Genomic DNA, 26,248 nt, shown 5'->3' on the forward strand with positions numbered 1-26,248 from the left:
TTTAACCGGCTGCTGGCGTGAGTTCATCATACGGACGCCCCCCGTTGGTATTTACGTGGCGCAGGACTTTCCTGATGATGTTTAGGCCTGCAAATTTTCTCTGCTTCTTGCTGATCGGTTGGCTTGAAATGTCCGTTTCTGAACTCCTGGAATACCGTTCCCAGTTGTCCGAATCGGTTTTTAGTGACGATGATTTCTGCATACTTAGCCGCAGGTGATTCCTCATCGTAAACAGCTTCTCGGTAAAGCATGATGATGCTGTCTGCGTCCTGCTCAATACTTCCTGAATCGCGCAGGTCTGCGTTTGTCGGTCTGCGTTGTCCCTTAGGGCGCTTCTCAACGTCTCGGGAAAGCTGGCTGAGTGACATGACGGGGGTTTTTAAATCCTTTGCCATGCGCTTGAGACTTCCTGAGATGTGAGCAATGGCAAGGTCGTTGCGATCTGCCTTGGGCTTGTCAATCAGACCGAGATAATCAACCAGAATGAGAGACAGTGACGGGTAGGTGCGCTTATGGCGTTCTGCAATGGCGCGGATTTGTTCGACGGTCATTTTGCTGGCATCGACAATCCACACATCAAGCTCCATCAGCGTGCCGAGGCCCATAGTTACTTTGGCCCAGCACTCATCGTCCATTTTTGAAGGGTTTCGCAGTGCTGATACAGGCAGGTTTCCGGCACCGGCAATCTGACGCTCGACGATCTGATTGCTGTCCATTTCCATGCTGAAAATCATCACGCCACGCTTCTTATCGCTTCCAGGGCATGGTTGTTTTGCCACTCCCTCAGCCACGGTAAGCGCGAACTCCGTTTTTCCCATTCCGGGTCGGGCGGCCACAATAACCAGGTCGACGTTGTTAATTCCTCCGGTAATCTGGTCCAGTTCTGGAATTCCTGTCTTGAGCGTATCGGAGTCATCACCCTGCCTAAGTCGCTTCTCCAGAAGGTCGTTATAGCCATCCAGAACATCGCGAATGTGCATCGGCCTGACCTGATCGCTTGGTCGATCAATCTCACTAAGCGATGCCATGAATTCGCTGATGTGGTTCATGGCAATCTCATGATTACCCGAAGTGTTGATTGCGTCCTGACCCTTGGATAGCAGCTCGCTGAACCGGCGCACCATTGAGTATTCACTGACGACGCGAGCATACCCTTTCAGGTTTGCGGCGCTGGGCGTCTGGCGCATGGTCTGCATGATATGACCGAAATTGCCTTCACCCATTGCTTCGGCAACCATCAGACCGTCAATCAGTCCACGTTGCTTAGCTTGGCGCTTAATCTCGCGGAAGGTTTCACGGTAAAGGGTTGTGCTGAATGCTGATTCATCCAGGGTGGCGATCACATCCCCTGCATCCGGCGTATAACCGCCAATCAGAAGACCACCAATCACGCTGGCTTCAATGTCTGTGTTTGTCATAGCGTTCCCTCGCGAACTTTGGTGAGCGTTTTGCGTTGAAGCAAGAAGTCGAATGTCGCGACCCATTCACGGTCGTTATCACCGAAGTGGAACGGACGTGCCTGCTGCATGAAGGCGCTGACGTAAGCACGGAAGCCATCTTCGTTTGGCGTAGCCAGGGAGGTGACGATGGTTTTGAGTTTGCGCTTACGCTCTTCGCTGAGTTCGACTGCATGAGGAAGTCGTTCACCAGCAAGTTCGTTGTAGCTCTGCATGCAGGCTTCGTAGTTGATGTGAACTGGTTTTCGCTTTGCAGGTTTAACACGGTCGGCGCTTACACCCGTAGGGGGTAAGGGGGTGTTTTCTTTTTTCTTTTGAATAGTTTCTTTTGTGTGACTCTGTTTTGGTGACAACCCTGTCACCGTTTTGGTGACACTTTTTGTCACCAATGCAGTGACATTATCACCAGAGTAGTGACACCCTGTCACACACCACTCCGAGACTTCTTTGTTTGGGCCAATCTTGTTACCCTCTCGGATGATGACTTTCATCTCGATAAGCTCATTCTTGGCCTTGTTAACTTTCTGGCGGGGAAGTCTTGTCAGCTCTGCAAGCTGGCTGTCGGCAATGCGGTCCATCTTCTTGCCAAAGCCATATGTTTTACGGCAGATGGCATGTGCTACCTTGCTCTGATTCTTGGTTAAATCAGCACCGATAAGCTCGTCATACAGCGCATTGGCAAGACGGGTAAAACCATCTTCCAGTTGAGCCACGCGACGCTCCATACCCTCAGTAGAAGGGCGATAATCTGATAGGTTACGTACAACATTCATTTGCCCTTCTCCTTCTCCTTGTGCTCTTCCAGTATCTCTCTCAGCTTCTCAGCCAGAATCGGGTTACATGAGCGCAAATATCGGGATCGGGTAATGTTTTTGTGTAAATCCGCCTGGTACACAACGTGTTTCTTTGGCATAATTACTCCTGTGAATTGATCCAGTCATTTCGCATCAGGCCTCGAAGAATTCGCCGTTCTTGGGGCCTTTTTCTTTGGTCAGTATCATCGCCACCTGCCGGGCTAAATGAGCCATCTCGTCATCAACGATTCCCCATTCAAGCACTGCAAGTAACATTGCGAACTTCGGCAGCCAGTCGCGTTTCCAGCGGCTTATCTGTGCCTTATCCACACCAACTGCGGCGGCTGTTTTCTCGGTGCCGAGCAAGGCGATCTTGTTAAGCAACGCGCTTTGAATTTTCAGCGCCTCGTTGCGTTTCTTTGCGTTTTCCATTTCGTAATATTCCTTGGTATTAAGTAGTTACGTGAAATTGCGGTGAGCAAGTCACTTGGGTTTTGCCCCACTGTCAGGCGGGAGCGGTTTCAGAGTTTTAAAGAGCGGTGTTGCTTAAGCTGCTGTGGGTGGGAATAAGTCATCAATTCCCACTGACGCACCGTGTTTGTTGAATACGGCCAACAGTTCACGACACTGAGTTACGTTTAGGCTGCGACGGCCATTTTCATAATGACCAATTGCACCTTTGGTTAAACCAAGCTCGAGAGCTAACTCTCCCTGCGTCAGGCCCAGCTGCTTACGGATGTTGCGTAAGTTATTCATAGGGTCCTCCTTTAAAATCGAAGTATACATTTTGTATCTGAAAGGCGCAAGAAAATATACGTATTGTGTCTCGATAAAAAGACTACGAATTGTATGATCAGGGAATGAATATGAAATGGTACGACCTTGCCAAATCCCGAATGAAGGATTTGGGCATTAACCAGGAAAAGCTAGCGGAACACCTTGGCATAACTAAAGGTGCAGTTAGCCATTGGCTCAATGCAAGAAGAGAGCCGGGAATCGAGGACATCGCAAAGATACTTAGATATCTTGGTATGAAGGAGTTTCTGGTTAACGAAGATGGAACGATTTCTCCTTCACACGGTTCAATGCCTAATGTGAGTTTCAAGGAGCACTACACACCAGGGAGGAAGTATCCGGTGATAAGTAAGGTTCAGGCGGGAGCCTGGGCAGAGGCAACGGAGCCTTATGCATTGAAGGATGTCGATCTTTGGCTGGAGTCTGACGCGCATACTCAGGGTGCATCATTCTGGTTAGAAGTTGAAGGTGATTCAATGACATCTCCAATGGGCTTGAGCATACCAGAAGGCACCTATGTTCTCTTCGACACTGGACGCGAAGCAGCTAATGGAAACTTGGTTATTGCTAAGCTAGTAGATGACAATGAAGCCACGTTTAAGAAGCTGATCATTGATGGTTCTCAGAAGTACCTTAAGGGTCTGAATCCACAATGGCCACTCATCCCTATTGATGGCAACTGTAGAATAATTGGTGTGGCTATTGAGACAAAGTTACGGTTGCTTTAAGGCTCAGTGGACGGAAGAGGCGTTTGGGTAAAGAGTAAACCTTCCAAGATCCAAATTTGTCACCAATTTGGTGACTATGTCCGATAATACATTTAGGATGGACAGTATGTTGGACTTGGGGTTATTATAACCACTGTTCATTTATACAGGTCACTCTTATTGCTTTTGCTTTCGGAGATGACGCTTTACGTCCAAATTTTACATCATAAGGAGGCTCAGATGGCATATCCAACCGTTGCTGTTGCTAACGCCTTCATTAGCAGGGCACAGAACGGAATGATTCCTGACCTGTCCCCAATGAAGTTACAAAAACTGATGTTCTATGCTCAATCATGGCATCTTAAAATTTATGATGAACCGCTCTTCGACGACTTCTTTGCCAAGTGGCAATATGGTCCGGTCATCCCCTCTCTTTATCATGAGATGAAAAGCTATGGGGCTAACTCCATCAACCACCTTATAAGTACTATTGATGGTAATGGATGGAACCCAGAAAATTTAAACATACAGTTCGTGACACCCATGGTTCCTGCAACGGATTTTAGGACTAACCAGCTCATTGATAAGATAATAAGCGTGTATGGTAGCCTGAGAGCTACACAGCTCTCTGCCTTGACTCACATGGATGGAACCGCATGGTCGCAAACTAGCGACACAAGCGCTGTCATTGATAATGATACCCTTAAGCGTTGCATTAAATAATGTCGCAATCCATTGATGACATATCTTTAAACGTTTCTGAAGGTGCTATACCTGAGGACAAGTCTGATGTGGATGCCGCCAGGGCAGGAACTCAAAGCAGACACCCATCCTTAATCAAGGAAGACGTTGAGGACCGGAAAGCTGACCGTGCATTGCGGGACAAGTATGGTGATAAAGCCTACAAGGTAGCGAGAAAGTCACTTTACGGATGGTGCTGGCTGTTGGGTATTTACGCCTGTGTGAAGTTTAGGTTTGACAAAGAACTGTTTTCTGAGAATGTTTTAATAGCTATAACTTCAGCTGTAACTCTTAATGTTTTTGCTGCCTTTCTCGGCGTTATAAGAGGTCTTTTCCCCTCGAATAAACCCTCGAAAGAGAAGGATTAACCCGGCCGCCGCGCCGGGTTTTTTATGCATGTCACTTTCCCGTCCTCACTAACATAGCAGCATCCCGGTAAACACCCTTCCCTATCGTGTTAGTCTCCAGATTCCTGTAGTGCTCCAGCCTTTCGATAATCTCAGCATCACTCACTGATTTACCTTCCGCTCTGATTTCTATCACCACACGGCCTATGGCGTAGACGACCATGTGTAGGCGTTCTTCGTCGATGTTCATTTTCTTATCCGGAAATAACCCCAACCAACACCAATCTATCACTTCAAAACCAACCTCATAAAAAATAAATCACATTATTTTTCATGACATTACGTATACTCACTGAAATTAGTATACATATTGTATTGCACATGGTGAATACGTTTTGTATATTTAACCCATCAGCACGAAGCACAGCAACAAACGACAGGATGTCGGCGCTCTTTAACATTGATGGGAATGTTCCTCTCTTACAGGAGGAAACCAAAGTGCAGTTGGCTTTGGGGTGTGTAGCTCAGCAGGTAGAGCGGATTCGTAGGCCCAGCCATGGAATCGCGTCGCCGGTTCAATCCCGGCCACACCACCCAAGCCAATTACCGGAGGTACTTATGACAGTAGTCATCACTTATCTGGCAAAGGATAACGCCAAGGCGCGCTACAGAGCACGCAGAGCAGCTAAGCGTGAGCAAATGGAATCAGACGCACGCCTGGCACGCAAAATCGCCGTAGCGAGCACCGGATGCAGCCTGACAGTATCCCGCGCAATCAACTCCCCTTCTATGCGTAGTAAGCATGAGAGTGGGTCAGCTTGTTTGCCAGAGGTTGCGAAATACGCAGCAGGGTATCGGAAATCTAAAGACATTGTGACAGCGAGGTGAGAGATGGCATCAGGATATATGCCAGCATGTTTGCGAAACCTGCCTAAGCAGCGCAAGAAGCCACGCAACCAAGCCATCAAAGAAGGCAAGGTTGAAATCATTAATGAGGCCATATTGATGGTGCGTGACGAGCTTCGCAAAACAAAGTTGGGAGGTTTACCCATTCAGTGGGAACGCGGTTACCTTGCTGCGCTGTCTAAGCTCGAATATTTACGAGACGAGATTAAGTGAACTATCCGGAATTTCCGGATAGTTGGACAGGCTGCCTAACCCGCAGCTTTTTTTACTGGAGCACTCCCATGATATCCACTGAGAACTTTTGGCTAGGCTGGGCAGTCTTTGCGGTTATGGGAGTGTGTGTTTATGCGTTTGTTTAGGGGGTTGTATGAGTGAGTTTAAAGGCACGCCGGGACCGTGGTATCGCGGCGGCGTAGAAAACGGAAAAGTTAGCATAAATGCTGGCAATTATTTTGTGGCTCTTGTTGATGAGTCATTGGCACAGTTAGCAAACGCACGCCTAATCGCCGCAGCACCTGAGCTTCTTGAGGCGCTTCAGGCAGTCCTGTTCGATGTCATGGCAAATCGCGCCGCTATTAACGATGACCGCATTGAAGAGATTCGCGCTGCCATTGCTAAAGCATTGGGCCAGTAACCACTACAGGAGAGAGAGGATGCCTGAATTATCAGTTCAGCAGTGCGCGGCGATTCTGGAATGCATCAGGGAAGACCTGATGATATTCGATGAGTGCTGTGAGGAGTGCTCAGTAGATTTCGAGGAAACACTGGCAACCCTTAAAGCGCTTGCTGGCGAAGAGTGACACCGTAAAGCTGTCTGCTTAGACGGCTTTGAGGTGCTACGCACCAACGCCTTTAGAGGGGCTCAGACAGTAAGAAAGAAGTACCAACCAGGGGCCGCAATGGCCCCTTTCTTTTTCCCTGTTAAATCATCAATTCAACGGAGTTACCCATATGCAATACGCATTAGTGGGAGCCTTCCCTGTGGGTGGCTCCTGTAATAACACATCTCAACTTTCACGCTTAACCGAACAGCTTCGCCGCATTGGACGCTGGTTCGTTGACACCTTAAATCAACCAGGCAGGCCATAACCATGAAAACCAACTTCTTCAGACGCGCTCAGGAGCTTTCCAGGGAGGCTCAGCTATACGGCGACAAGGTTAAGTGGGCTATGGCAATGCAGCTGTTGCGGAGGGCTTTCAAATGAGATTCAACATCAAAGCAAAGCGTGAGATTCAGGAGATTGCAGACAACCTTCCTGATGATGAGCTGGAGCGCATCGGTAAGGAAGTCGATGACAACATGGAACGTCACAAGATTAACCCACTGATTGCTCCCGCCTGCCAGTTCATGACGCGATTTTACGACTACCCCGCCATTGAGATGTTTGATGACGACGACGATCAGCACATTGAGGCTGAGGCGTTCCTGCGCGACATGATGGTGAAGGTGGCCCGGCGTGAGCGGGCTATTGCAATCTGGACCAGTAAACACAGTTTTGATGAGGTGGCGTAATGCAGCCCGGCGTTTATTACGACATCAGCAACGAGGAATATCACGCCGGACCGGGAATCAGCAAATCACAGCTGGATGATATCGCTGTCAGCCCGGCAATATTCCAGTGGCGCAAATCAGCACCTGTTGATGATGAGAAAACCGCGGCACTGGATTTAGGCACGGCCCTGCATTGCCTCCTGCTTGAACCTGATGAATTCAGCAAGCGATTCATGATTGGCCCCGAAGTTAACCGGCGCACCAACGCAGGGAAGCAAAAAGAGCAGGACTTTCTGGAAATGTGTGAACAGCAAGGCATCACACCCATCACGCACGACGACAACCGTAAATTGCGGTTAATGCGTGACAGCGCCTTTGCTCATCCTGTGGCCCGGTGGATGCTTGAAACTGAAGGAAAAGCAGAGGCAAGCATTTACTGGAATGACCGTGACACACAGGTTTTATCCCGCTGTCGTCCTGACAAATTGATCACCGAGTTTAACTGGTGCGTGGACGTAAAAAGCACAGCCGACATCGGCAAGTTTCAAAAGGACTTCTACTCATACCGCTATCACGTTCAGGACGCTTTTTATTCAGATGGATATGAAGCTCAGTTCTGCGAGGTTCCTACCTTCGCGTTTCTGGTAGTCAGCTCATCCATCGACTGCGGACGCTATCCAGTTCAGGTCTTTATTATGGATCAGCAGGCTAAAGATGCTGGCCGTGCCGAATACAAGCGCAACCTAACCACTTATGCAGAATGCCAGGCAAGGAATGAATGGCCGGGCATCGCAACTCTTTCACTCCCGTACTGGGCTAAGGAAATCCGAAATGTCTAACCAGCCACCAATCGCCAGCGCTGACCTGCAGAAGGCCAATACAGGCAAGCAGGTAGCCAATAAAACGCCAGAGCAGACGCTGGTTGGCTTCATGAATCAGCCTGCAATGAAAAGCCAGCTTGCCGCGGCGCTGCCCCGCCACATGACTGCAGATCGCATGATTCGCATTGTCACCACTGAGATTCGCAAAACACCGGCACTGGCAACATGTGACCAGAGCAGCTTTATCGGGGCGGTCGTACAGTGCTCTCAGCTTGGCCTGGAGCCTGGCAGCGCGCTTGGTCATGCGTATCTTCTGCCGTTCGGCAATGGACGTTCAAAATCAGGTCAGTCTAACGTTCAACTGATTATTGGCTATCGCGGCATGATTGACCTCGCCCGCCGGTCCGGTCAAATCGTCAGCCTATCCGCCCGCGTAGTTCGCGCTGATGATGAGTTTAGCTTTGAGTACGGACTTGATGAAAACCTGATTCACCGCCCGGGCGAAAATGAAGACGCCCCTATTACCCATGTTTATGCCGTGGCACGACTCAAAGACGGCGGAACTCAGTTTGAGGTCATGACCGTTAAGCAGGTTGAAAAGGTCAAGGCACAAAGCAAAGCGTCATCAAACGGACCCTGGGTTACGCACTGGGAAGAGATGGCGAAGAAAACCGTCATCCGCCGAATGTTCAAATACCTGCCAGTGAGCATCGAAATGCAGAAGGCCGTCATCCTTGATGAGAAGGCTGAGAGCGACGTCGATCAGGACAACGCCTCAGTGCTCAGTGCTGAATACAGCGTACTGGATGGCTCCAGTGAGGAGTGATGATGCAGAACCCTTACAGTCCAATGAAAGTCGGGAGCGTTACGCTCCCTTTTTTCTGGCAGCGCAAAGCATGGTTGCTACCTGATAACACGCTGACAACCAATCCCATTAAGGCTCAATTAGCAGCCGAGCGGCAGGATAGAAAGCTAAAGCTCCTGGTGGCGGCGCTTAGCTTAACAGTCGCCTAACCGGACACACTCCCATGCAAACACTTCACCGCAGGCAATGCCGCATACCGGCATATCGCCTCAACAGCTTCATGTTCATCGTATTAGCCGATGAGCAGTTAGCCATGGTTACCAACGTCAGGCACCTTGCCAATAAGGTGCTTTGTTACATCAACGATAAGCCAGAGTCATTCGATAACGATGAGCTGGTCGTGGTGTCTGTAGCGGATTCAGGAGAACAAAAATGTCAGTAGCAAAACTTAAAGAGCAGGATGATCTGGTAGCTGATGTTAAGGCAATCCTGACCCTTCTTAAAGAAAGAGAATGGGCTGAGCATTGCACTAAAAGTAGGCCCGGGCGCGAACTTGAATCCCTAATTACAGACATGCACAACGAGATAGCCGAGTTGCAGCAGAAGCTGGATGCGATTTCTGCAAAAGCAATTGAGCTATGCAGTGAAGCGGCTCATGTCTATCAGAAATATAACATCACTCAGATGCCTGACAGAGATTTAGTCGACCATCAGACAATTCAGGAGCTTTCGGATTTAATCCGCTCCGGCACCCAAGGCACTGCGGATAAGGCGGGTTGATATGCGAAAAATGGCAATGTGGTCTGCGATGAGCATATTGGCAGCCGCGAAATTACAGAACCAGTTGGTTTTCGGTATCGCCGGTAATTCATATCCGGTTAATAACAAGCGCGGTTATGCCGCTCAGCAAAAACGTGCAGCGCAGAAGCGGAGGCGCAAATGAGCAATAAACAAGTTCGTGTTGAGGTATGCCATAACATTAACGGCAGCCTGTCGCTGTGCATTTGTGACAATAGCGGCGGATACAGAATATCAGGCGCAAAAATAGGCGGGTGCGAAACGCTGAAGGTTTTCACTGTTGATGCAGATGAATTGATTGAGGCGATACAAAATCACTCTTTCGAGGTCACCAACCATGACAACTAATTCCCCCAATCCAGTTGATGGTGATGTGCAGGCGCTTATTGAGTGGCTAAAGCCGCAGATTTCCGAATTGGAAAATATCTGCGATGAGCTTCCTTTTGGCCTAGATGAAGATGACGAAATGCAGCTTAAGGTTATGCGCTTTGCTCTTGAGCGCCTTAACGCCACCGCACAGCCTGTAAGCGATTGGCAGAAAGAAGCTGAGCGAATGGCGGAACTGCACGGAATGAGCTTTGTTGTATTCCGCAATGGTGACGAACCAAAATGCGCTGATCCGACAAAAGTGCGCATTGAGTTCACTGATAAAGGTTTGGGCTACCCAGCAGCGCCGGGAGGTCAGGATGATTAGTGATGAGGATTTGCGGCTCATTGCTGAAGATGATCATGTTTACTGTGGCGATGCATCAGCAATGGCAAAAGAGCTCTTGGCTTATCGGCAGGCGTTTAGTGAGCCACATGCGTATGAGGTGAAAGGTATACTTTGCCACACGCTTGAAGAGGCAGAAATATACGTCGGCGACCCCGAACCCCTCTTCGCAAAACCAACCATTCCCTCCTGACTCATCCGCGATATACTCCATTCAGGAGGGCATCGCATGTCACACAACATAGCAGCAAGAAGCAAAGAAGAACGCGATAAGGTTAACGTGGATTTAGCCGCGTCTGGCGTTGCGTACAAGGAGCGTATGAATATGCCGGTTATTCCCATGGAAGTGGAGATGCAGCAGCCGGAGGAATACAGGGAATACTTCAGGGAGCGTCTGCAGCATTACAGGAACGCGGCGCTACAGTTTCCGCGTGGTACTGACCCGGTTTATCAGAAGGAGGAAAAGTGATGGCCGAATTTGTTGTATTCAGGAATGACGGAAGCACTGAAGTTTGGCAGGGAGAGGGATATGCGACTACCCATATTCTGCTGACAAATACTGATTCAGGTAAGCAAGAATCTTACACGGCGGGTGAGTTTTTATCGCCCGCTTCCAGTTCCGGGGAAAGGTTCGTGTACCTAATTGCATACTACACCAGACCTGACGATGAGGTAATTCATAAAGCTATCATCAAGCATGAGACCAAACCCGTCGAAATGCGCAAATAGAAACCAAAATAAAGATACCTCGCCACGGCGGGGTTTTTTATTGCCTAAATTCAGGAGTAGCCACTATGTGTTCTGACCCAATTGATGAAGCAGCAGAGCTTGAAGCATTCAACCTGCAACTTGCATTAGCCAACCGATGTAAGCCACACATGCAATTCACAGGCACCTGCCATTACTGCGAAGAGAAGGTATCGACCGGATTCTTCTGCTGCAGCGAATGTAGGGAAGATTACGAGCGCATTGAGCGCGCCAATAAACAAAGGAGAGTGGCATGAAGCTGATTGATCTATTAGTGAAGGAATTGCCGAACCTCGGCGGCTGGCCGGGTGGTTACACTGTAGCCTCTAATGGTATTAATGGCACTGTAATTTTCCATTCTAAAGGCCGAGCGCCATTTATTATGGGTGGATTAAATTTCAGCGGTATAGGATGCGTTTCATACGAGGAATACGAAGCCGCCCTTGCCGCATCAAAGCAGCCTGAATGGGATGTCCAATGGTTGCCGCCGGTTGGGTGTGAGTGTGAGCGAGAGGTTCCACGCGGGTGGTCACGATGCAAGATAAACTATGCTTCAGGCTCGATTATCGTTTATCAGATGCTGGATAGCGGTAAAGAATACGCATCAACTCCAAGCGCTTTCAGGTTCCGTCCAATACGCAAGGAAGCGGAGCGCAAGCGTGAGGAGGCTATTGCTGCAATGAGGAATTTCGCCACGAACTACAATAACACTGCTGTGATTCACGCGATTGAGCAAGTGTACGACTCTATAGCCGCTGGAAAAATCCCCCACGTCACTCTGAAGTAACCCCCACACCATTAACCTTTATCTCGCTCTGCGTGAGGAGTTGTTATGTCTGAAGTAAGCATATTGGATATGTGCTGCGGATCGCGCATGTTCTGGATGGATAAGCAGGATGAGCGCGCTGTTTTTACAGACCGTCGCGCCGAGCAGCATGTTTTGTGTGATGGTCGCACTCTACAGATTAGCCCTGACATCATCGCCGACTTTCGGGCGCTTCCATTTCCTGACAACACTTTCGCCCAGGTTGTGTTTGACCCACCTCATCTTGAAAAGGTTGGCGATAACGCATGGATGAAAAAGAAGTATGGCGCGCTGGATAAATCAACGTGGCCACAAGACATTGCCGCTGGATTCCGAGAGGCGTTTCGAGTCCTTCGCCCGCACGGCACGCTGATTTTCAAATGGAATGAAACTCAGATACCAGTAAGCAAGGTGATAGCTCTCACTGACCAGAAGCCCACTATCTGGCAGCGCACTGGCAAGGGCGATAAAACCCACTGGGTTATCTTTCTCAAGTCAGGAGAGCGACATGGGTAAATACCGGCTTATTTACGCCGATCCGCCATGGTCATACCGCGACAAGGCCAATGATGGCAACCGCGGTGCCTGCCACAAATACCCGGTTATGACGCTGCAGGATATCTGCCGGTTACCCGTGTGGTCACTTGCCGATCCTGACTCATGCCTGCTTGCCATGTGGTGGGTGCCGACTCAGCCGCTGGAGGCGTTAAAGGTTGTCGAGGCGTGGGGTTTCCGGCTCATGACAATGAAGGGATTCACCTGGCACAAGACGAACAAGCTCAAAGGGAACAGTGCAATCGGAATGGGCCACATGACGCGGGCAAACAGCGAGGATTGTCTGTTTGCGGTGAAGGGACGACTGCCGAAACGCATGGATGCATCCATATGCCAGCACATCAGCGCACCACGCATGGAGCACAGCGCTAAGCCTCAGATTATCCGTGACAGCCTGGTGAAGCTCATCGGTGAAGTGCCGCGCATTGAGTTGTTCGCACGCACCGCCGATCAGGGTTGGGATTCGTGGGGCAATGAGCTGGATACCAGCGTCAGATTAGTGGGCGGTGAGTTTTATCCAATAAACAAACGATCAGCAGCGTGAGGCGATCATGACAAAAGATGATGCAATCAAGAAGCTTATTGAGTGCCAGGGGGATTGGGATACTGAAAATGCACACGGCGAGGCTGATGATACGCTGTGTGAATTTCTCATCGCGCTTGGCTATCCAGAAGTAGTGGAGGAGTGGAAGAAAGTATCTAAATGGTATGCGTGAATGAACATCACCATAACCGCCGAACCGGGCGACATTCTCACTCTCGCCCTTCTCATCGCTCTCATTTACGCATTCAAACGCAGCAAGCCACCTGAGGAGTAGATATGGAAAGTTACGCCCTTTCTATGGATGAGGCGTGCGCGTTCCTCGGCATATCCCGGCCTACGTGCCAGCAGTGGATACGCACCGGCCGCCTGATGGCAACGCGCAAGGACCCAAGCAAACCTAAGTCACCCTATCTCTTAACCCGCCAGGCATGTATTGCCGCTCTCAATAATCCAATGCACACTGTCACCGTGAGCGCGGCAGATGCATATGAGGAGAAAACATCATGTCGATCTTCCGCAGAGGTTCCGTCTGGTACGGGAGTTACACGACGCCAGGCGGGAAGCGCATTAAAGAATCTCTTGGCACAGAGGACCGAAAGCAGGCACAGGAGTTGCACGATCGGAGAAAGGCTGAACTCTGGCGAATAGAACGACTCGGGGATTTCCCGGACGTAACGTTTGAAGAGGCATGCCTGCGCTGGCTGGAAGAAAAGGCGCACAAGAAATCTCTTGATGCTGACAAGGGCCGGATTGGATTCTGGCTCATGCATTTTGAAGGGGTTTTGCTGAAGGATATCACTGAGGCAAAGATTTACGCCGCAGTCAGCAGGATGACCAACAGGAAGGCTAAGGAACGGTTTGATCAGCGCGCCATATCCATGGCTAAGAAAGGAATCGATGCCGGCACATATAAGCCTGAAGCCGTATCAACATCGACGAAGGCTAAGCACCTGGCATTAATGAAAGCGCTTATGCGGGCCGCTGAGCGTGAATGGAAATGGATCGAGAAGTCACCGGTCATTAAGGTGCCTCAGGAAAGAAACAAGCGGGTGCGGTGGCTCGAACCCGCTGAAGCACAGCGTCTGATAAACGAATGCCCGGAACCACTCAAGTCTACCGTAGAGTTTGCTTTGGCAACAGGATTGCGACGTTCCAATATCGTTGACCTGAAATGGCAACAGATTGACCTGCAGCGCAAAGTGGCGTGGATTTACCCGGAGGACAGCAAATCAGGCAGGGCTATTGGCGTAGCGCTGAATGATATGGCTGAGTCGGTACTGAGAAGGCAAATCGGCCGGCACAACGTATGGGTGTTTGTTCACACCGAATCGGTGAAGCGAAATGACGGGACCTCTACGGCAAGTGTCAGGAAGATGCGTGTCGACTCAAATACCGCGTGGCGCGCCGCACTGAAAAGGGCAGGCATTGAGGATTTCCGCTTTCATGACCTGAGGCACACCTGGGCGAGTTGGTTAATTCAGGCCGGAGTGCCGCTGTCGGCATTGCAGGAAATGGGCGGCTGGGAAAGCATCGAAATGGTACAGCGTTATGCTCACCTGGCACCTAACCACTTAACGGAACATGCGAGGCAAATTGACGCGATTTTTGGCAGTCGTGTCCCAAATCTGTCCCACATTGAAAAACTGGCTTGATGAGAAAGGAGGTAACTCATTGAAAGATAGTGGCGCGCCCTACAGGATTCGAACCTGTGACCTACGGCTTAGAAGGCCGGTGCTCTATCCAGCTGAGCTAAGGGCGCGGAGAGGTTGGGTCGAATTATACGGTTGAACGCTGTTACGTCAACGTTTTTGCCGCGCCGACGCGGTGAGTGCCCAGGTAATGACCAATTTTCGCTAATGTTTGTCTCGCCAGGCGCTCAGCGACACCAGGTTACTCACCTCGGCAGTTTCACCTTCCAGCTCAACGCCTTGCTGAGTCACGCGCGTATTATATTGCTCGCGTAGCGCATTGAGCTCATGACTATCCGGTTCCAGCTGGCGCAAAAAGCCCAACGCCAGCAACAACTGCTGGCGGGAAATCGTCGCGGTAAAGCCTGCCCGGCTGAGTGCGCCGTGCCAGCGCCAGAGATTTTCATCGCTGCCATCGACAATCATCACCTGCCAGATTACCAGCACTGCCGCACCATTATTCAGATGTGCTTCATTATCACCGCTGATGTAGTCGGTAAACTCTTTTGCCGCCTCCTTTCCCATCAGGGAAAGCATGGATTCGATATGAACCGGCGGGAGTTGTAGACGCTTACTGAGCGCCTGCGCGGCATGGCGTGAACCGGCGGTCAGCAGCTGGAAGCCTATAACAAACACGACAACTAAAGTGGCGATTATTAACCAAATCATTACGTCTTCCCTTCATTTCTCTGTCTGGCATCATAAGCGTTAACCCATACTTTCGTCACGGCGAAATGTCGGTAACCACACTGTGGTCAGAATCTCTACCTGACAGCCGGACGTGCTTCTGACAAAATAGGCGCCATTCCCGATTCAAACTCAACACAGTGGATTTACGCTCTGATGGCAGCAAAAATTATTGACGGTAAAACGATTGCGCAGCAGGTACGGCTTGAGGTTGCAGAAAAAGTGAAACAACGCCTGGCCGCCGGTAAACGTGCACCGGGTCTGGCCGTAGTTTTGGTAGGTGAGAACCCTGCCTCACAGATTTATGTCGGCAGCAAACGCCGCGCCTGTGAAGAAGTCGGCTTTATCTCCCGCTCTTACGATCTGCCCGACACCACCAGTGAAGCGGAATTGCTGCAGCTGATTGATACTCTGAACAGCGACAACACGATCGATGGCATTCTGGTGCAACTGCCTTTGCCAGCCGGCATTGATAACGTCAAAGTGCTTGAGCGCATCACGCCCGATAAAGATGTTGATGGTTTCCATCCCTATAACGTTGGTCGCCTGTGCCAGCGTGCGCCAAAACTGCGCCCGTGCACCCCGCGCGGCATTGTGACACTGCTGGAGCGCTACAACATTGATGCTTACGGGCTCAATGCGGTGGTTGTCGGTGCATCAAACATTGTGGGCCGTCCCATGAGCATGGAACTGCTGTTAGCCGGCTGCACAACCACCGTCACGCACCGTTTTACCCGCGATCTGCGCCACCATGTTGAACACGCCGATCTGCTGATTGTCGCGGTCGGTAAACCCCATTTTATTCCGGGCGACTGGATTAAACCGGGCGCAATCGTCATCGATGTCGGTATTAACCGTCTTGAAAGCGGCAAAGTGGTCGGGGATGTGGATTATGAGGCTGCCTTTGAACGTGCTTCTTATATCACCCCGGTTCCGGGTGGCGTAGGGCCAATGACCGTGGCGACACTTATTCAAAATACCTTGCAGGCATGCGAAGCGTTTCATGATGGGGAGCAGGCATAATGGCTACGTTTTCTTTGGGCAAATTTCCCCACGTTGATCTCTGCGATCTGCTGAAACTTGAAGGCTGGGTAGAAAGCGGTGCACAGGCTAAAGTGGCGATCGGTGACGGCGAGGTGCGGGTCGACGGCGAAGTCGAAACCCGTAAGCGCTGCAAAATCTTTCAGGGGCAAACGGTCGAGTTTGCCGGGCAGCGCGTTACCGTTGTTGCCTGATCCGCTGGTGCCCCAGGTGGGGCACCTTAAATCCGCGCCTCTCCCACTATCCGCGTCTCACCGTTAACCTGCTCCAGCGCAATGTGACTGACCTCTGCATGTTGTGCAATCAGCGTCGCCAGCCGGGGCGAATGGCTGGTGATCCATAACTGACTGAACTGACTGGCCTCGGCAATCAGGGCGGCAAGGGCAGGCAGTTAATCCTCATGCAGGCTGTTTTCAGGCTCGTTCAGCGCCATAAAGGCAGGCGGGCGCGGGCTGAGCAGCGCCACGACCAGGCACAGGAAGCGCAGCGTACCATCGGAAAATTCGGCGCTTTCCAGCGGGCGCAAAATGCCCTGGCGCTGCATCAGCATCTGAAAACGTCCGTTCTGCACATCCACCTGAAACTCAGTGTCCGGGAAGGCTGTTTTCATCACTTTATACAACAGTTCATGATGCCCACGTTCCACTATCGTTGCCCATGCTGCGGCGAGATTACTGCCATCATGGGCCAGAACGGGTGCGCGCACGCCAATCTGCGGCGAACGAATCGGTGAACCTGGCCAGACGGCAAACTCATGATAAAAGCGCCATGCTTTCAGGCGTTCACGCATCCGGGAAAGTTCGGGATAGCGGTGCGGCTCCCCCAGTTGTCCAAACAGGGATTCTTCAGGATGCAGTACGCCAGCATAACTGACGCGCTCTCCGTCGATGTTATGCAGAAAGGCGGTCTGATTAGTGCGCTGCATAATGCAGGAAGACGGTCGGCGCTGCTGGCCACTCAGCCAGATGCGTTCTTCTTTAACCAGCGGATCCAGGTTAAACAGGCTGGTTGATAGCGGTTCAGGAAAACCGGTTTCCAGCTGGTAATCCATATCATCCATCGTCACGGCCAGGATGAGCCGCTTAGGATCATGTCGGCGGTCGCCACGGCGCAATCCGCCCGCCCACATCACTTTTTGCCCCCCGCCCTCTTCGGCCAGCGCCAGCGCAAGCCGTCCGTTAGCCGCCTCGTGCAGCAGCCGCACCGCTTTATAAAGATTGGATTTACCACAGCCGTTGGGACCGCTCACCACGTTGAGCGGGTGCAGCGGAAGCGTGAGATCGCGTACCGAACGGAAACCGCGAATGTGAATCTGCTTTATCGTCATCGACAAAAAAGGGCGATTGCTCGCCCTCTCCTGTGTTGCGTGTTATTTACGTCGCCAGGTGGAACCCTGCGGGCCGTCTTCCACAATCACGCCCAGCGCATTGAGCTTATCGCGTGCCACATCCGCCTGCGCCCAGTCTTTCGCCGCACGCGCATCGGCGCGGGCTTTGACCCAGTGTTCAATTTCAGCCACTTCATCGTCATTGCCTTGGGCACTGCTTTGCAAAAACACTTCCGGCTCCTGTTGCAGAATCCCCAATACATTGGCGATTTCACGCAGTTTTGCTGCCAGCGCACTGGCGGCCGTCATGTCTTCACCTTTCAGACGATTCACTTCACGCGCCATATCAAACAGCACCGAATAGGCTTCTGGCGTGTTGAAATCGTCGTTCATTGCTTCGCGGAAACGGGCTTCGAACGCCTCGCCACCGCTGGCCGCTACGGTGCGGTCAGTATGACGCAGCGCGGTGTAAAGGCGTTCCAGCGCGGCGCGTGCCTGGTTCAGGTTATCTTCACCATAATTTAGCTGGCTGCGATAGTGGCCCGACATCAGAAAGTAACGCACGGTTTCGGCATCATAATGCTGTAGCACATCGCGCACGGTGAAAAAGTTGTTCAGTGACTTCGACATCTTTTCACGGTCAATCATCACCATGCCGGAATGCATCCAGTAATTCACATACGGACCATCGTGGGCACAGGTCGACTGGGCGATTTCGTTTTCATGATGGGGAAACATCAGATCAGAACCGCCACCGTGAATATCAAAGTGCGCACCCAGCTGTTTGCAGTTCATCGCCGAACATTCAATGTGCCAGCCCGGACGACCGTTGCCCCACGGCGATGGCCATGAAGGTTCGTCCGCTTTGGACATTTTCCACAGCACGAAATCCATCGGGTTACGTTTCACGTCGGCAACCTCTACACGCGCACCTGCCTGTAGCTGCTCCAGATCCTGACGCGACAGTGCGCCATAATCAACATCGCTCAGGACATCAAACATGACATCGCCGTTATCCGCGACATAGGCGTGACCGCGGGCAATCAGCGTTTCCACCAGCGCAATGATGTCAGGAATATGGCGCGTGGCACGCGGCTCCACATCCGGCGGTAAAATCCCCAGCGCATCGAAGTCGCTGTGCATTTCGCCGATCATACGGTTGGTCAGCGTTTCGATGCTCTCGCCGTTCTCATTGGCTCGTTTGATGATTTTGTCATCAATGTCGGTAATGTTGCGCACATAATTGACGTCATAACCGACGTAGCGCAGATAGCGCGAAACCACGTCGAAGGCCACAAACGTGCGCCCGTGCCCAATGTGACAGAGGTCATACACCGTGATGCCGCAGACATACATGCCGATTTTGCCAGCATGAATAGGGGTGAATTCCTCTTTTTGTCGACTCAGGGTGTTGTAAATCTTCAGCATTGGGGGTTTCCGTAGTGAGGCGTGCGTAACGCACCGTTTTGAGTATCCTGTCATTGTGCCGTATTTTTATCTGTCACGCGACGCAAAGCAAGCCAACTGCGCTGCCTGGCTGACGTATTATCGGAAATTATGATATAAGAACGTTCGAGAAAAAGGCGTGTGCGCTTAAAAGCACACCCTATGCTACTGACGACAACCTTTACAGGACGAAAAAAATGGTAACTTTCCAGACTAACCATGGCGATATCGTGATCAAGACCTTCGATGACAAAGCGCCCGCAACCGTAAAGAACTTCCTGGATTACTGCCGTGAAGGTTTCTACGACAACACCATTTTCCACCGTGTGATTAACGGCTTTATGATTCAGGGCGGCGGTTTTGAGCCTGGCATGAAGCAGAAAGCCACCAAAGAAGAGATCCGTAACGAAGCCAACAACGGTCTGAAAAACACCAAAGGCACGCTGGCCATGGCCCGTACCTCTGCGCCGCACTCTGCGACCGCACAGTTCTTCATCAACGTGGCGGACAACGACTTCCTGAACTTCCGTGACGAAAGCCTGCAGGGCTGGGGTTACTGTGTATTTGCTGAAGTGGTTGAAGGGATGGACGTGGTAGAGAAAATCAAAGCGGTTTCAACTGGTCGCAGCGGTATGCATCAGGACGTACCGAAAGATGACGTCATCATTCAGAAAGTGACCGTTAGCGAGTAATGTCGCGCACGCTGTTTATCGCAGATCTCCATCTGTGTCAGGAAGAACCGGCGATTACCGCCGGTTTTCTGCATTTTTTGCAGCGCGAAGCGCCCCACTGCGACGCGCTTTATATTCTGGGCGATCTGTTCGAAGCCTGGATCGGTGATGACGATCCTAATCCGCTGCATCAACAGGTTGCCAGCGCCCTTCATGCCCTGCCCGTGCCGGTCTTTTTTATTCACGGCAACCGCGATTTTCTGATCGGCAAACGCTTTGCCCGCGCCAGCGGCATGACCTTATTGCCCGAGGAGCAGGTTCTGACGCTTTATGGTCACCGACTTCTGATTATGCATGGCGATACGTTGTGCACCGACGATGCGGGTTATCTGCAGTTCCGGGCGAAAGTGCATAATCTCTGGATTCAACGTCTGTTCCTGACGCTGCCGCTGTTTATTCGTAAACGGATTGCGGCACGGATGCGCGCCAACAGTAAACAGGCCAACCAGCATAAGTCGCTGGAGATTATGGATGTCAATCAACAGGCCGTGGTCGATGCGATGGTACGTCAGCAGGTGCCTTTACTGATTCATGGTCATACGCACCGCCCCGCTATCCATGATGTGTCGCTGAACGGAGCCCCCGCACAGCGCGCGGTATTGGGTGCCTGGCACAGCCGGGGATCAATGATCCAACTGGATGCAAACGGCATCCAGCTCATCGACTTCGATTTTTAGTCGTCCGGTGACATCGCGTTGCACACCTGCGCTGAGGCCCGTCGAGCGGCGCAAGGTACCCGGGGACTGTGCGAACGGGCGGCAGGCCAGCATAGTGAAACGCGTTCACGCCCTGCCGCCTGCCTTCCCCGCCCTGCGGTGAGCCGAGTTGTCTCACTCAGGCCGTATGCATTCCTGATGCGATAAGCTTATCGTCTGACGCTAACCCGCCCGACGCAACCGTTTTCCTTGCGCCTTTCTCATGGTATTCTCTGTGCCCTTCAAAACCTGTCCGCCTGGTCAGGTGTGTTTTTATTCACAGGAGTTGACCGCATGTCGTCGAATGCCGCCCCGGCCCGCATCGCAGTTGTTATGGGTTCCAAAAGTGACTGGTCCACCATGCAGTTCGCTGCGGAAATCCTTACCAGCCTGGACGTACCCTTCCATGTGGAAGTGGTGTCAGCGCACCGTACCCCGGATAAACTGTTTAGCTTTGCGGAAACCGCAGCGGACAACGGTTTTCAGGTGATTATTGCCGGTGCCGGTGGCGCGGCGCATTTGCCAGGGATGCTGGCTGCCAAGACCCTGCTGCCGGTACTCGGTGTGCCGGTACAGAGCGCCGCGCTGAGCGGCGTCGACAGCCTCTACTCGATTGTGCAAATGCCACGCGGCATTCCGGTCGGCACGCTGGCCATTGGCAAAGCGGGCGCCGCTAACGCAGCCCTGCTGGCGGCGCAGATTCTGGCGATTCATGACAGCGCGCTGGCGTCACGTCTGGCCGCCTGGCGTCAGTCACAGACCGATGAGGTACTGGACAATCCGGACCCGCGGGAGGAAGCATGAAGCCGGTTTGCGTACTGGGTAACGGACAGCTTGGCCGTATGTTACGTCAGGCGGGCGAGCCTATGGGCATTGCCGTGCATCCGGTTGGCCTGGATGCCGACCCCGCTACCCTGCCTATCGCCGGGAGCGTGATTACGGCTGAGATCGAACGCTGGCCCGAGACGGCACTGACGCGCGAACTCGCGAGCCACCCGGCCTTTGTGAATCGCGATATTTTCCCGCGGCTGGCCGACCGTCTGACGCAAAAACAGCTGCTGGATCAGCTCAGTCTGGCGACTGCCCCCTGGCAACTGCTGGCGGATAAAGGTGAATGGCCGCACGTTTTCAAAACGTTGGGCGAACTGGCTATTGTTAAGCGCCGCACGGGCGGTTATGACGGTCGTGGTCAATGGCGGTTACGTGCCGGTGAAACCGATACGTTACCCGACGACTGTTACGGTGAATGCATTGTCGAACAAGGCATTAACTTCTCGGGGGAAGTGTCGCTGGTCGGCGCGCGCGGCCATGATGGCAGCACCGTATTTTATCCGCTGACACATAATCTGCATGAAGAAGGCATTCTGCGTACCAGCGTTGCGTTCCCGCAGGCAGATGCCGCGCAGCAACAGCAGGCTGAGGCGATGTTAAGCGCCATCCTGCACGAGCTGAACTACGTCGGCGTCATGGCCATGGAATGCTTTGTCACGCCGCAGGGATTGCTGATTAACGAACTGGCGCCTCGCGTTCACAACAGCGGGCACTGGACTCAGAACGGGGCCTCAATCAGTCAGTTTGAACTTCACCTGCGCGCTGTTCTGGGTCTGGCTCTGCCACAGCCCGTGGTCATTGCGCCCTCAGTGATGGTTAACCTGATTGGCACAGCGTTAAATACTGACTGGCTCCAGCAGCCGCTGGTGCATTTGCACTGGTACGACAAAGCGGTGCGTGAAGGACGCAAAGTCGGTCACCTCAACCTGACCGACAGCGACCAGAGCCGTCTCGCTGCCGCCTTGCAGGCCTTGTTGCCGCTGTTACCTGCCGGGTATGCCAGCGGTATTCGCTGGGCAGCAGCCAAGCTGTAAATCTGTTCACGACCGGGCGCAGTATCATCGCGCCCGGTCGGTTTTACGTCGCGTCAAACGTCCTGAACAACGCATTGCCTTTCAACAAACGCACGCCCAGCCAGCCACCACAGAGCGACAGTAAGAGCGCGCCGCCCAGCGGTAAGGCCAGCCACAATGTCCAGTCGGGTTGCCACGGAAAATCAAAGATTTTACGCTGCAATGCCCAGAGTGCGGCCTCAGCACCGAGCGCCGCCGCAATGCCCGAGACGACGCCAATCAGCGCAAATTCACACCACAACGTAGTGCGCAGCAGACGTTTGCCCGCGCCCAGCGTGCGATAGACGACCAGTTCCTGTCGGCGCTGGCGCATCCCCACCTGAATCTGCGCCATGAGCAGCAATACACCGCAGGCCGTGACCAGCACTACCATGATTTCCAGTGCCTGGCTGACCTGGGTCAGAACCTGTCCAATCTGACGCAGGATACTGCCGATATCCAGCAGACTCAGCGTGGGGAATGTGCGGTTAAGCTGCGCCAGTAATGCGGCACGGTTGTCCAGACGGAAACTGGTCAGCCAGGTCAGCGGCTGGCTGTCCAGCGCGCCGGGGGGAAAAATAAAGAAGAAATTGGGGCGCAGGCTTTCCCAGTCCACTTTTCGCAGACTGGTGATTTTGGCGCTGAACCGCTGCGTATCGCCCTCAAAGGTCAAACTGTCGCCCGGTTTTACCCCCAGGCGATCGGCCAGCGCCACCTCCATGGACACTTCTCCGGCTTTCGGCGGCCAGCTCCCCGCGACAAGCGGATTATGATCGGGAAGCGTTGCCAGCGCAGTCAGATTCAGTTCGCGGTTCAGCGCGTTGTCCCGTGCGGGATCGGCAGGCTGACCGTTAATCTCACTCAGGCGCATGCGCGCAATCGGGTAAAAGGTTTCAGGTTTAACCTGATGCGACTGCAGAAACTCACGCACCTGCGGAATCTGCTCCGCCGTGATGTTCAGCAGGAAAAAGTTCGGGCTGTCTGCGGGCAACTGCTGCTGCCAGCGATCCAGCAGATCACCCCGCATCACCAGCAGCAACGCCAGTAACATAAACGACAGGGAAAAGGCGGCAAGCTGACTCAGCGTCATAGCAGGCTGACGCAGTAAACGATTAATGGCAAGCCGCAGCGCCAGATTACGTACGGACAAACGACGCAGAAGCAGTAATGTGCCCCAGCCGAGCAGGGCCAGCAGCCCTGCCAGCACCATTACGCCCGCCAGCAGTGCCCAGAGCATTTTGCTGCCGCCGACCAGTACCTCCAGCAGCGCCACCACCAGTAAGCCCATCGCGGGCAGATAGATTTTCAGCGGCCAGACGGCGGCAACGGCATCGCGTCGCAACACGCGTAACGGCTGCGTCGCCAGCAGCAAGCGGTAAGGACGTAATCCCACCAGCAGGGAAATCATAAACAGCGAACCGATCGCCCACACCCACGGCCACAGGCTGGCCGCTGGCAGAGACGCCGGCAGCACCGGTTTCAACATCGCCATCAGGATGGCTTCAACCACCTGACCGACTGCGCCACCGGCCAGGGCGGCCAGCAGCAACACCGCCAGCCACTGACCGATGATCAATCGTTGTAACGCGCCGCGCGTGGCACCCAGCGTTTTCAGCACGGCCACCAGATCGTAGCGGCTGCGGCAGTAGTGACTCATGGCGACCGCCACCGCGGCAATGGCGAGCATCAGCGTTAACAGAGCAGATAACAGCAAAAACTGCTGGGCACGCTGCATGGAGCGGCCCAGCGCGTCTTCCGAATTTTCAATACTGATCCAGCGCTGCCCGGTTTTAATCTGTGGCGTTATCCAGCGGTCATACGTGTCCAGTTGCTGAGGCTTGCCTGCGAATTTATAGCGCCAGGTGAGGCGACTGCCGGGCTGGATGGCACCGGTTTTATCCGCGTCAGCCAGGTTAATCAGTAAACGCGGGGCCATCTCAAACGGATTAAAACCGCCATCTGGCTCCTGGATAATCTCACCCGTAATACGTAGCGTGGTATCGCCCACATCCAGTTCATCGCCGACGTGCAGATTAAACAGTGCCATTAAACGCGGCGCGGCCAGCGCGGTACCGGGCTGGGGCTTCAGGCCTGGCGGCTGCGTTTTCAGCTCACCAAACATCGGATAAGTGTTTTCTACGGCTTTCACCGCAGCCAACTGCGGTGTCTGACCGGCAAAAGTCATGGTCATAAAGCTTAACTGTCGGCTGACTAATAACCCCGTTTCGCGGGCTTTATCCAGCCATGCCGCCGGCGCCGCCGTGCTGCTGCGCAACGTGCGATCGCCTGCCATAAAATCCCGGCTCTGCTGGCTCAGCCCCTTTTCCATGCGATCGCTAATCGATCCCAGCGCCAGCACACAGGCGACAGCCAGCATTAACGCCAGCCAGACGATCAATAATGAGGGCGAGCGCCACTCACGCCAGAACCACCGCCAGATCATTTTTCCTCCCATAATTTTCCCTCGCGCAGACGCAAACGGCGGTCACAACGCGCCGCCAGCTGCGCATCGTGGGTAACCAGAATTAACGTCGTGGCAAAATCGCGATTGAGGGAAAATAACAGGTCGGCAATGCGATCGCCGGTGTGGCGATCCAGATTGCCTGTGGGTTCATCGGCAAACAGCAGCCCCGGACGGCCGCTGAACGCCCGCGCCAGCGCAACGCGTTGTTGTTCGCCGCCGGATAACTGCGCAGGCAGATGCTGTAAACGCCCGGCCAGGCCTAACTGCGTCAGGAGATCGCGCGCCTGATCGCGGCTCTGCCGATCGCTCTCACCGCGCAGCAGTGCAGGTAACTGGACGTTTTCCAGCGCGTTGAGCGTGGGCACCAGCATAAATGACTGGAACACGAACCCGACCTGCTTCGCGCGCAACGCGGCACGCTGTTCTTCGTTCATGTGATGTAACGGCTGCCCCAACAGATGCACTTCACCTTCGCTGCCGTCATCCAGCCCGGCCAGAATGCCCAGCAAGGTAGATTTACCGGATCCTGACTCGCCAATCAGGGCTATCGTTTCTGCTGGTTTGACAACTAACTCAACTCCGGTAAGGATGGTTAACTGATGCTCTCCCTGACCCACGGACTTAGTAAGATGATGAACTTCAAGAATGTTTTCCGCTGGCATTATCCTTTCCTGTTATTGTGCTGTCTGTTGGTGTCCCGTCTTGCTGCGGCCGATACGTTGCTGGTGCTGGGTGACAGCTTGAGCGCAGGCTATCAAATGTCAGCCAGTCAGGCCTGGCCCAGCCTGCTGAATAAACAGTGGCAGCAGCAGCCCAGCGTCGTGAATGCCAGTATCAGTGGCGATACCGCCGCACAAGGGCTGGCACGCTTACCTGCCCTATTAAAACAACATCAGCCGCAGTGGGTGTTAATCGAACTGGGCGGTAATGACGGTCTGCGCGGCTTTCCTCCCAAAGACGTGGCGCAAACGCTGGGCACCATCATCGATCAGGTGAAAGCCGCAAAGGCAAAACCGATTCTGATGCAGATACGTTTACCCGCGAACTATGGCCGCCGTTATACTGATGCCTTCCGCGATATTTATCCGCAACTGGCAAAACAGTACGACATTGCTTTAGTGCCCTTTTTTATGGAGCAGGTTTATTTGAAACCGGAATGGATGCAGCAGGATGGGATTCACCCCAATCCTGATGCCCAACCGTTTATCGCCGACCTGATGGCAAAAGAGCTGGCTCCCTTAGTTAAGCAGTAGTTGTGCA

The 26,248-nt window shown here is 52.8% G+C and carries 40 protein-coding genes, 1 tRNA gene and 3 pseudogenes; 32 read left to right on the forward strand and 12 right to left on the reverse strand.

Features of this window, described 5'->3' with window-relative positions; all coding sequences use genetic code 11:
* Positions 1 to 26 precede the first annotated feature (26 nt).
* The 5 genes from C1N58_RS12575 to C1N58_RS12595 all read right to left on the reverse strand — a co-directional run bounded on the left by C1N58_RS12575 (position 27) and on the right by C1N58_RS12595 (position 3,007).
* Positions 27 to 1,418: a replicative DNA helicase gene (locus C1N58_RS12575; RefSeq protein WP_394551524.1), complete on the reverse strand. Its 1,392-nt coding sequence runs from the start codon at positions 1,416 to 1,418 to the stop codon at positions 27 to 29.
* Positions 1,415 to 2,230, reverse strand: coding sequence for a replication protein (locus C1N58_RS12580; RefSeq protein WP_394551522.1), 816 nt, complete (start codon positions 2,228 to 2,230; stop codon positions 1,415 to 1,417). The genes C1N58_RS12575 and C1N58_RS12580 overlap by 4 nt, the downstream gene beginning before the upstream one ends.
* Positions 2,227 to 2,370 (reverse strand): hypothetical protein, encoded by a 144-nt coding sequence (locus tag C1N58_RS12585; protein ID WP_394551520.1) that lies wholly within the window; start codon positions 2,368 to 2,370, stop codon positions 2,227 to 2,229. Before C1N58_RS12585 ends, C1N58_RS12580 begins: the two co-directional genes overlap by 4 nt.
* A gap of 34 nt (positions 2,371 to 2,404) precedes the next feature.
* The gene (locus C1N58_RS12590) at positions 2,405 to 2,683 is read right to left on the reverse strand and encodes a lambda phage CII family protein (RefSeq protein ID WP_394551518.1); all 279 of its coding nucleotides are present in this window, start codon (positions 2,681 to 2,683) and stop codon (positions 2,405 to 2,407) included.
* A gap of 114 nt (positions 2,684 to 2,797) precedes the next feature.
* Positions 2,798 to 3,007, reverse strand: coding sequence for a helix-turn-helix transcriptional regulator (locus C1N58_RS12595; RefSeq protein WP_210453099.1), 210 nt, complete (start codon positions 3,005 to 3,007; stop codon positions 2,798 to 2,800).
* A gap of 104 nt (positions 3,008 to 3,111) precedes the next feature.
* Here C1N58_RS12595 and C1N58_RS12600 point away from each other — a divergent pair, with 104 nt between their 5' ends.
* The 3 genes from C1N58_RS12600 (at position 3,112) to C1N58_RS12610 (ending at position 4,862) form a co-directional block, all read left to right on the forward strand.
* Complete coding sequence (locus tag C1N58_RS12600) at positions 3,112 to 3,774, forward strand: LexA family protein (RefSeq protein ID WP_284181439.1); 663 nt, start codon at positions 3,112 to 3,114, stop codon at positions 3,772 to 3,774.
* A gap of 219 nt (positions 3,775 to 3,993) precedes the next feature.
* Positions 3,994 to 4,476 carry a Panacea domain-containing protein gene (locus C1N58_RS12605; RefSeq protein WP_394551515.1) on the forward strand — a complete coding sequence of 161 codons (483 nt, stop codon included), beginning with the start codon at positions 3,994 to 3,996 and terminating at the stop codon, positions 4,474 to 4,476.
* A complete protein-coding gene (locus C1N58_RS12610) occupies positions 4,476 to 4,862 on the forward strand; it encodes a hypothetical protein (protein ID WP_394551513.1) in 387 nt (128 codons plus the stop codon). The genes C1N58_RS12605 and C1N58_RS12610 overlap by 1 nt, the downstream gene beginning before the upstream one ends.
* Positions 4,863 to 4,893: 31 nt before the next feature.
* Here the strand turns inward: C1N58_RS12610 and C1N58_RS12615 are convergent, their stop codons facing one another.
* Positions 4,894 to 5,091 (reverse strand): hypothetical protein, encoded by a 198-nt coding sequence (locus C1N58_RS12615; RefSeq protein WP_394551511.1) that lies wholly within the window; start codon positions 5,089 to 5,091, stop codon positions 4,894 to 4,896.
* A gap of 641 nt (positions 5,092 to 5,732) precedes the next feature.
* Here C1N58_RS12615 and C1N58_RS12620 point away from each other — a divergent pair.
* The 22 genes and pseudogenes from C1N58_RS12620 (at position 5,733) to C1N58_RS12725 (ending at position 14,678) form a co-directional block, all read left to right on the forward strand.
* Positions 5,733 to 5,960 carry a hypothetical protein gene (locus C1N58_RS12620; RefSeq protein WP_394551509.1) on the forward strand — a complete coding sequence of 76 codons (228 nt, stop codon included), beginning with the start codon at positions 5,733 to 5,735 and terminating at the stop codon, positions 5,958 to 5,960.
* A gap of 154 nt (positions 5,961 to 6,114) precedes the next feature.
* On the forward strand, positions 6,115 to 6,381 hold the full coding sequence (locus tag C1N58_RS12625) for a hypothetical protein (protein WP_394550970.1): 267 nt from the start codon (positions 6,115 to 6,117) through the stop codon (positions 6,379 to 6,381).
* A gap of 19 nt (positions 6,382 to 6,400) precedes the next feature.
* Positions 6,401 to 6,547 carry a hypothetical protein gene (locus C1N58_RS12630; RefSeq protein WP_394550972.1) on the forward strand — a complete coding sequence of 49 codons (147 nt, stop codon included), beginning with the start codon at positions 6,401 to 6,403 and terminating at the stop codon, positions 6,545 to 6,547.
* A gap of 151 nt (positions 6,548 to 6,698) precedes the next feature.
* On the forward strand, positions 6,699 to 6,836 hold the full coding sequence (locus C1N58_RS12635) for a protease FtsH-inhibitory lysogeny factor CIII (protein WP_151160884.1): 138 nt from the start codon (positions 6,699 to 6,701) through the stop codon (positions 6,834 to 6,836).
* A 112-nt stretch (positions 6,837 to 6,948) separates the two neighbouring features.
* On the forward strand, positions 6,949 to 7,260 hold the full coding sequence (locus C1N58_RS12640; protein WP_394550974.1) for a hypothetical protein: 312 nt from the start codon (positions 6,949 to 6,951) through the stop codon (positions 7,258 to 7,260).
* Positions 7,260 to 8,078: pseudogene (locus tag C1N58_RS12645) on the forward strand (PD-(D/E)XK nuclease-like domain-containing protein); the annotation flags it as partial. The gene C1N58_RS12640 and the pseudogene C1N58_RS12645, both read left to right, overlap by 1 nt.
* Entirely contained in the window at positions 8,071 to 8,886 is an 816-nt protein-coding gene (gene recT / locus C1N58_RS12650) for a recombination protein RecT (protein ID WP_394550976.1), read from the forward strand. The pseudogene C1N58_RS12645 and the gene recT, both read left to right, overlap by 8 nt.
* Before the next feature lie 2 nt (positions 8,887 to 8,888).
* The gene (locus tag C1N58_RS12655) at positions 8,889 to 9,074 is read left to right on the forward strand and encodes a DUF1317 family protein (protein WP_394551005.1); all 186 of its coding nucleotides are present in this window, start codon (positions 8,889 to 8,891) and stop codon (positions 9,072 to 9,074) included.
* A 14-nt stretch (positions 9,075 to 9,088) separates the two neighbouring features.
* Positions 9,089 to 9,307 carry a hypothetical protein gene (locus C1N58_RS12660; RefSeq protein WP_394550978.1) on the forward strand — a complete coding sequence of 73 codons (219 nt, stop codon included), beginning with the start codon at positions 9,089 to 9,091 and terminating at the stop codon, positions 9,305 to 9,307.
* A complete protein-coding gene (locus tag C1N58_RS12665) occupies positions 9,298 to 9,645 on the forward strand; it encodes a hypothetical protein (protein WP_394550980.1) in 348 nt (115 codons plus the stop codon). Before C1N58_RS12660 ends, C1N58_RS12665 begins: the two co-directional genes overlap by 10 nt.
* A gap of 1 nt (position 9,646) precedes the next feature.
* Positions 9,647 to 9,808, forward strand: coding sequence for a hypothetical protein (locus C1N58_RS12670; RefSeq protein WP_394564220.1), 162 nt, complete (start codon positions 9,647 to 9,649; stop codon positions 9,806 to 9,808).
* A complete protein-coding gene (locus C1N58_RS12675; protein WP_006117561.1) occupies positions 9,805 to 10,011 on the forward strand; it encodes a hypothetical protein in 207 nt (68 codons plus the stop codon). Before C1N58_RS12670 ends, C1N58_RS12675 begins: the two co-directional genes overlap by 4 nt.
* A complete protein-coding gene (locus tag C1N58_RS12680) occupies positions 10,001 to 10,357 on the forward strand; it encodes a hypothetical protein (protein WP_394550983.1) in 357 nt (118 codons plus the stop codon). The genes C1N58_RS12675 and C1N58_RS12680 overlap by 11 nt, the downstream gene beginning before the upstream one ends.
* On the forward strand, positions 10,350 to 10,568 hold the full coding sequence (locus C1N58_RS12685; protein WP_394550985.1) for a hypothetical protein: 219 nt from the start codon (positions 10,350 to 10,352) through the stop codon (positions 10,566 to 10,568). Before C1N58_RS12680 ends, C1N58_RS12685 begins: the two co-directional genes overlap by 8 nt.
* 36 nt (positions 10,569 to 10,604) lie before the next feature.
* Positions 10,605 to 10,844, forward strand: a complete 240-nt coding sequence (locus tag C1N58_RS12690; RefSeq protein ID WP_394550987.1) for a DNA polymerase III subunit theta — start codon at positions 10,605 to 10,607, stop codon at positions 10,842 to 10,844.
* Positions 10,844 to 11,104 carry a hypothetical protein gene (locus C1N58_RS12695; protein WP_394550989.1) on the forward strand — a complete coding sequence of 87 codons (261 nt, stop codon included), beginning with the start codon at positions 10,844 to 10,846 and terminating at the stop codon, positions 11,102 to 11,104. Before C1N58_RS12690 ends, C1N58_RS12695 begins: the two co-directional genes overlap by 1 nt.
* 271 nt (positions 11,105 to 11,375) lie before the next feature.
* Positions 11,376 to 11,909, forward strand: coding sequence for a hypothetical protein (locus tag C1N58_RS12700; RefSeq protein ID WP_394550991.1), 534 nt, complete (start codon positions 11,376 to 11,378; stop codon positions 11,907 to 11,909).
* A 45-nt stretch (positions 11,910 to 11,954) separates the two neighbouring features.
* Positions 11,955 to 12,443, forward strand: coding sequence for a class I SAM-dependent methyltransferase (locus C1N58_RS12705; protein WP_394550993.1), 489 nt, complete (start codon positions 11,955 to 11,957; stop codon positions 12,441 to 12,443).
* The gene (locus tag C1N58_RS12710; protein ID WP_394550995.1) at positions 12,436 to 13,026 is read left to right on the forward strand and encodes an MT-A70 family methyltransferase; all 591 of its coding nucleotides are present in this window, start codon (positions 12,436 to 12,438) and stop codon (positions 13,024 to 13,026) included. The genes C1N58_RS12705 and C1N58_RS12710 overlap by 8 nt, the downstream gene beginning before the upstream one ends.
* Before the next feature lie 7 nt (positions 13,027 to 13,033).
* Positions 13,034 to 13,198 (forward strand): hypothetical protein, encoded by a 165-nt coding sequence (locus tag C1N58_RS12715; RefSeq protein WP_394550997.1) that lies wholly within the window; start codon positions 13,034 to 13,036, stop codon positions 13,196 to 13,198.
* 125 nt (positions 13,199 to 13,323) lie between these two features.
* Positions 13,324 to 13,395: pseudogene (locus C1N58_RS12720) on the forward strand (helix-turn-helix domain-containing protein); the annotation flags it as partial.
* A gap of 134 nt (positions 13,396 to 13,529) precedes the next feature.
* Positions 13,530 to 14,678, forward strand: a complete 1,149-nt coding sequence (locus C1N58_RS12725; protein ID WP_394550999.1) for a tyrosine-type recombinase/integrase — start codon at positions 13,530 to 13,532, stop codon at positions 14,676 to 14,678.
* A 30-nt stretch (positions 14,679 to 14,708) separates the two neighbouring features.
* Here C1N58_RS12725 and C1N58_RS12730 read toward each other — a convergent pair.
* Positions 14,709 to 14,785: transfer RNA gene (locus tag C1N58_RS12730), tRNA-Arg, on the reverse strand.
* 94 nt (positions 14,786 to 14,879) lie between these two features.
* Positions 14,880 to 15,383, reverse strand: a complete 504-nt coding sequence (locus C1N58_RS12735; RefSeq protein WP_054634384.1) for a DUF1198 family protein — start codon at positions 15,381 to 15,383, stop codon at positions 14,880 to 14,882.
* Positions 15,384 to 15,557: 174 nt separating this feature from the next.
* Here C1N58_RS12735 and folD point away from each other — a divergent pair, with 174 nt between their 5' ends.
* Complete coding sequence (gene folD, locus C1N58_RS12740) at positions 15,558 to 16,424, forward strand: bifunctional methylenetetrahydrofolate dehydrogenase/methenyltetrahydrofolate cyclohydrolase FolD (protein WP_006117852.1); 867 nt, start codon at positions 15,558 to 15,560, stop codon at positions 16,422 to 16,424.
* The gene (ybcJ, locus tag C1N58_RS12745; RefSeq protein WP_006117853.1) at positions 16,424 to 16,636 is read left to right on the forward strand and encodes a ribosome-associated protein YbcJ; all 213 of its coding nucleotides are present in this window, start codon (positions 16,424 to 16,426) and stop codon (positions 16,634 to 16,636) included. The genes folD and ybcJ overlap by 1 nt, the downstream gene beginning before the upstream one ends.
* 26 nt (positions 16,637 to 16,662) lie before the next feature.
* Here the strand turns inward: ybcJ and C1N58_RS12750 are convergent.
* Positions 16,663 to 17,769 (reverse strand): annotated as a pseudogene (locus C1N58_RS12750) (AAA family ATPase).
* 42 nt (positions 17,770 to 17,811) lie between these two features.
* Positions 17,812 to 19,197, reverse strand: a complete 1,386-nt coding sequence (gene cysS / locus C1N58_RS12755; RefSeq protein WP_394549827.1) for a cysteine--tRNA ligase — start codon at positions 19,195 to 19,197, stop codon at positions 17,812 to 17,814.
* A gap of 215 nt (positions 19,198 to 19,412) precedes the next feature.
* Here cysS and ppiB point away from each other — a divergent pair, with 215 nt between their 5' ends.
* From ppiB to purK, 4 genes are all read left to right on the forward strand, one after another.
* Entirely contained in the window at positions 19,413 to 19,907 is a 495-nt protein-coding gene (gene ppiB, locus C1N58_RS12760) for a peptidylprolyl isomerase B (RefSeq protein WP_006117856.1), read from the forward strand.
* Positions 19,907 to 20,623, forward strand: coding sequence for a UDP-2,3-diacylglucosamine diphosphatase (gene lpxH / locus C1N58_RS12765; protein WP_164483032.1), 717 nt, complete (start codon positions 19,907 to 19,909; stop codon positions 20,621 to 20,623). Before ppiB ends, lpxH begins: the two co-directional genes overlap by 1 nt.
* A 312-nt stretch (positions 20,624 to 20,935) precedes the next feature.
* The gene (gene purE / locus C1N58_RS12770; protein ID WP_006117858.1) at positions 20,936 to 21,445 is read left to right on the forward strand and encodes a 5-(carboxyamino)imidazole ribonucleotide mutase; all 510 of its coding nucleotides are present in this window, start codon (positions 20,936 to 20,938) and stop codon (positions 21,443 to 21,445) included.
* Positions 21,442 to 22,506, forward strand: coding sequence for a 5-(carboxyamino)imidazole ribonucleotide synthase (purK, locus tag C1N58_RS12775; RefSeq protein ID WP_039338460.1), 1,065 nt, complete (start codon positions 21,442 to 21,444; stop codon positions 22,504 to 22,506). The genes purE and purK overlap by 4 nt, the downstream gene beginning before the upstream one ends.
* 43 nt (positions 22,507 to 22,549) lie before the next feature.
* Here the strand turns inward: purK and ybbP are convergent, their stop codons facing one another.
* Positions 22,550 to 24,967, reverse strand: a complete 2,418-nt coding sequence (ybbP, locus tag C1N58_RS12780) for a putative ABC transporter permease subunit YbbP (protein ID WP_394550873.1) — start codon at positions 24,965 to 24,967, stop codon at positions 22,550 to 22,552.
* A complete protein-coding gene (gene ybbA / locus C1N58_RS12785; protein WP_058701138.1) occupies positions 24,964 to 25,650 on the reverse strand; it encodes a putative ABC transporter ATP-binding protein YbbA in 687 nt (228 codons plus the stop codon). The genes ybbP and ybbA overlap by 4 nt, the downstream gene beginning before the upstream one ends.
* Between ybbA and tesA the strand changes: the two genes are divergently transcribed.
* The gene (gene tesA, locus C1N58_RS12790; protein WP_174250603.1) at positions 25,618 to 26,241 is read left to right on the forward strand and encodes a multifunctional acyl-CoA thioesterase I/protease I/lysophospholipase L1; all 624 of its coding nucleotides are present in this window, start codon (positions 25,618 to 25,620) and stop codon (positions 26,239 to 26,241) included. The genes ybbA and tesA overlap by 33 nt on opposite strands.
* Positions 26,242 to 26,248: the final 7 nt, after the last annotated feature.

The organism is Pantoea sp. SGAir0180, assembly GCF_043546245.1.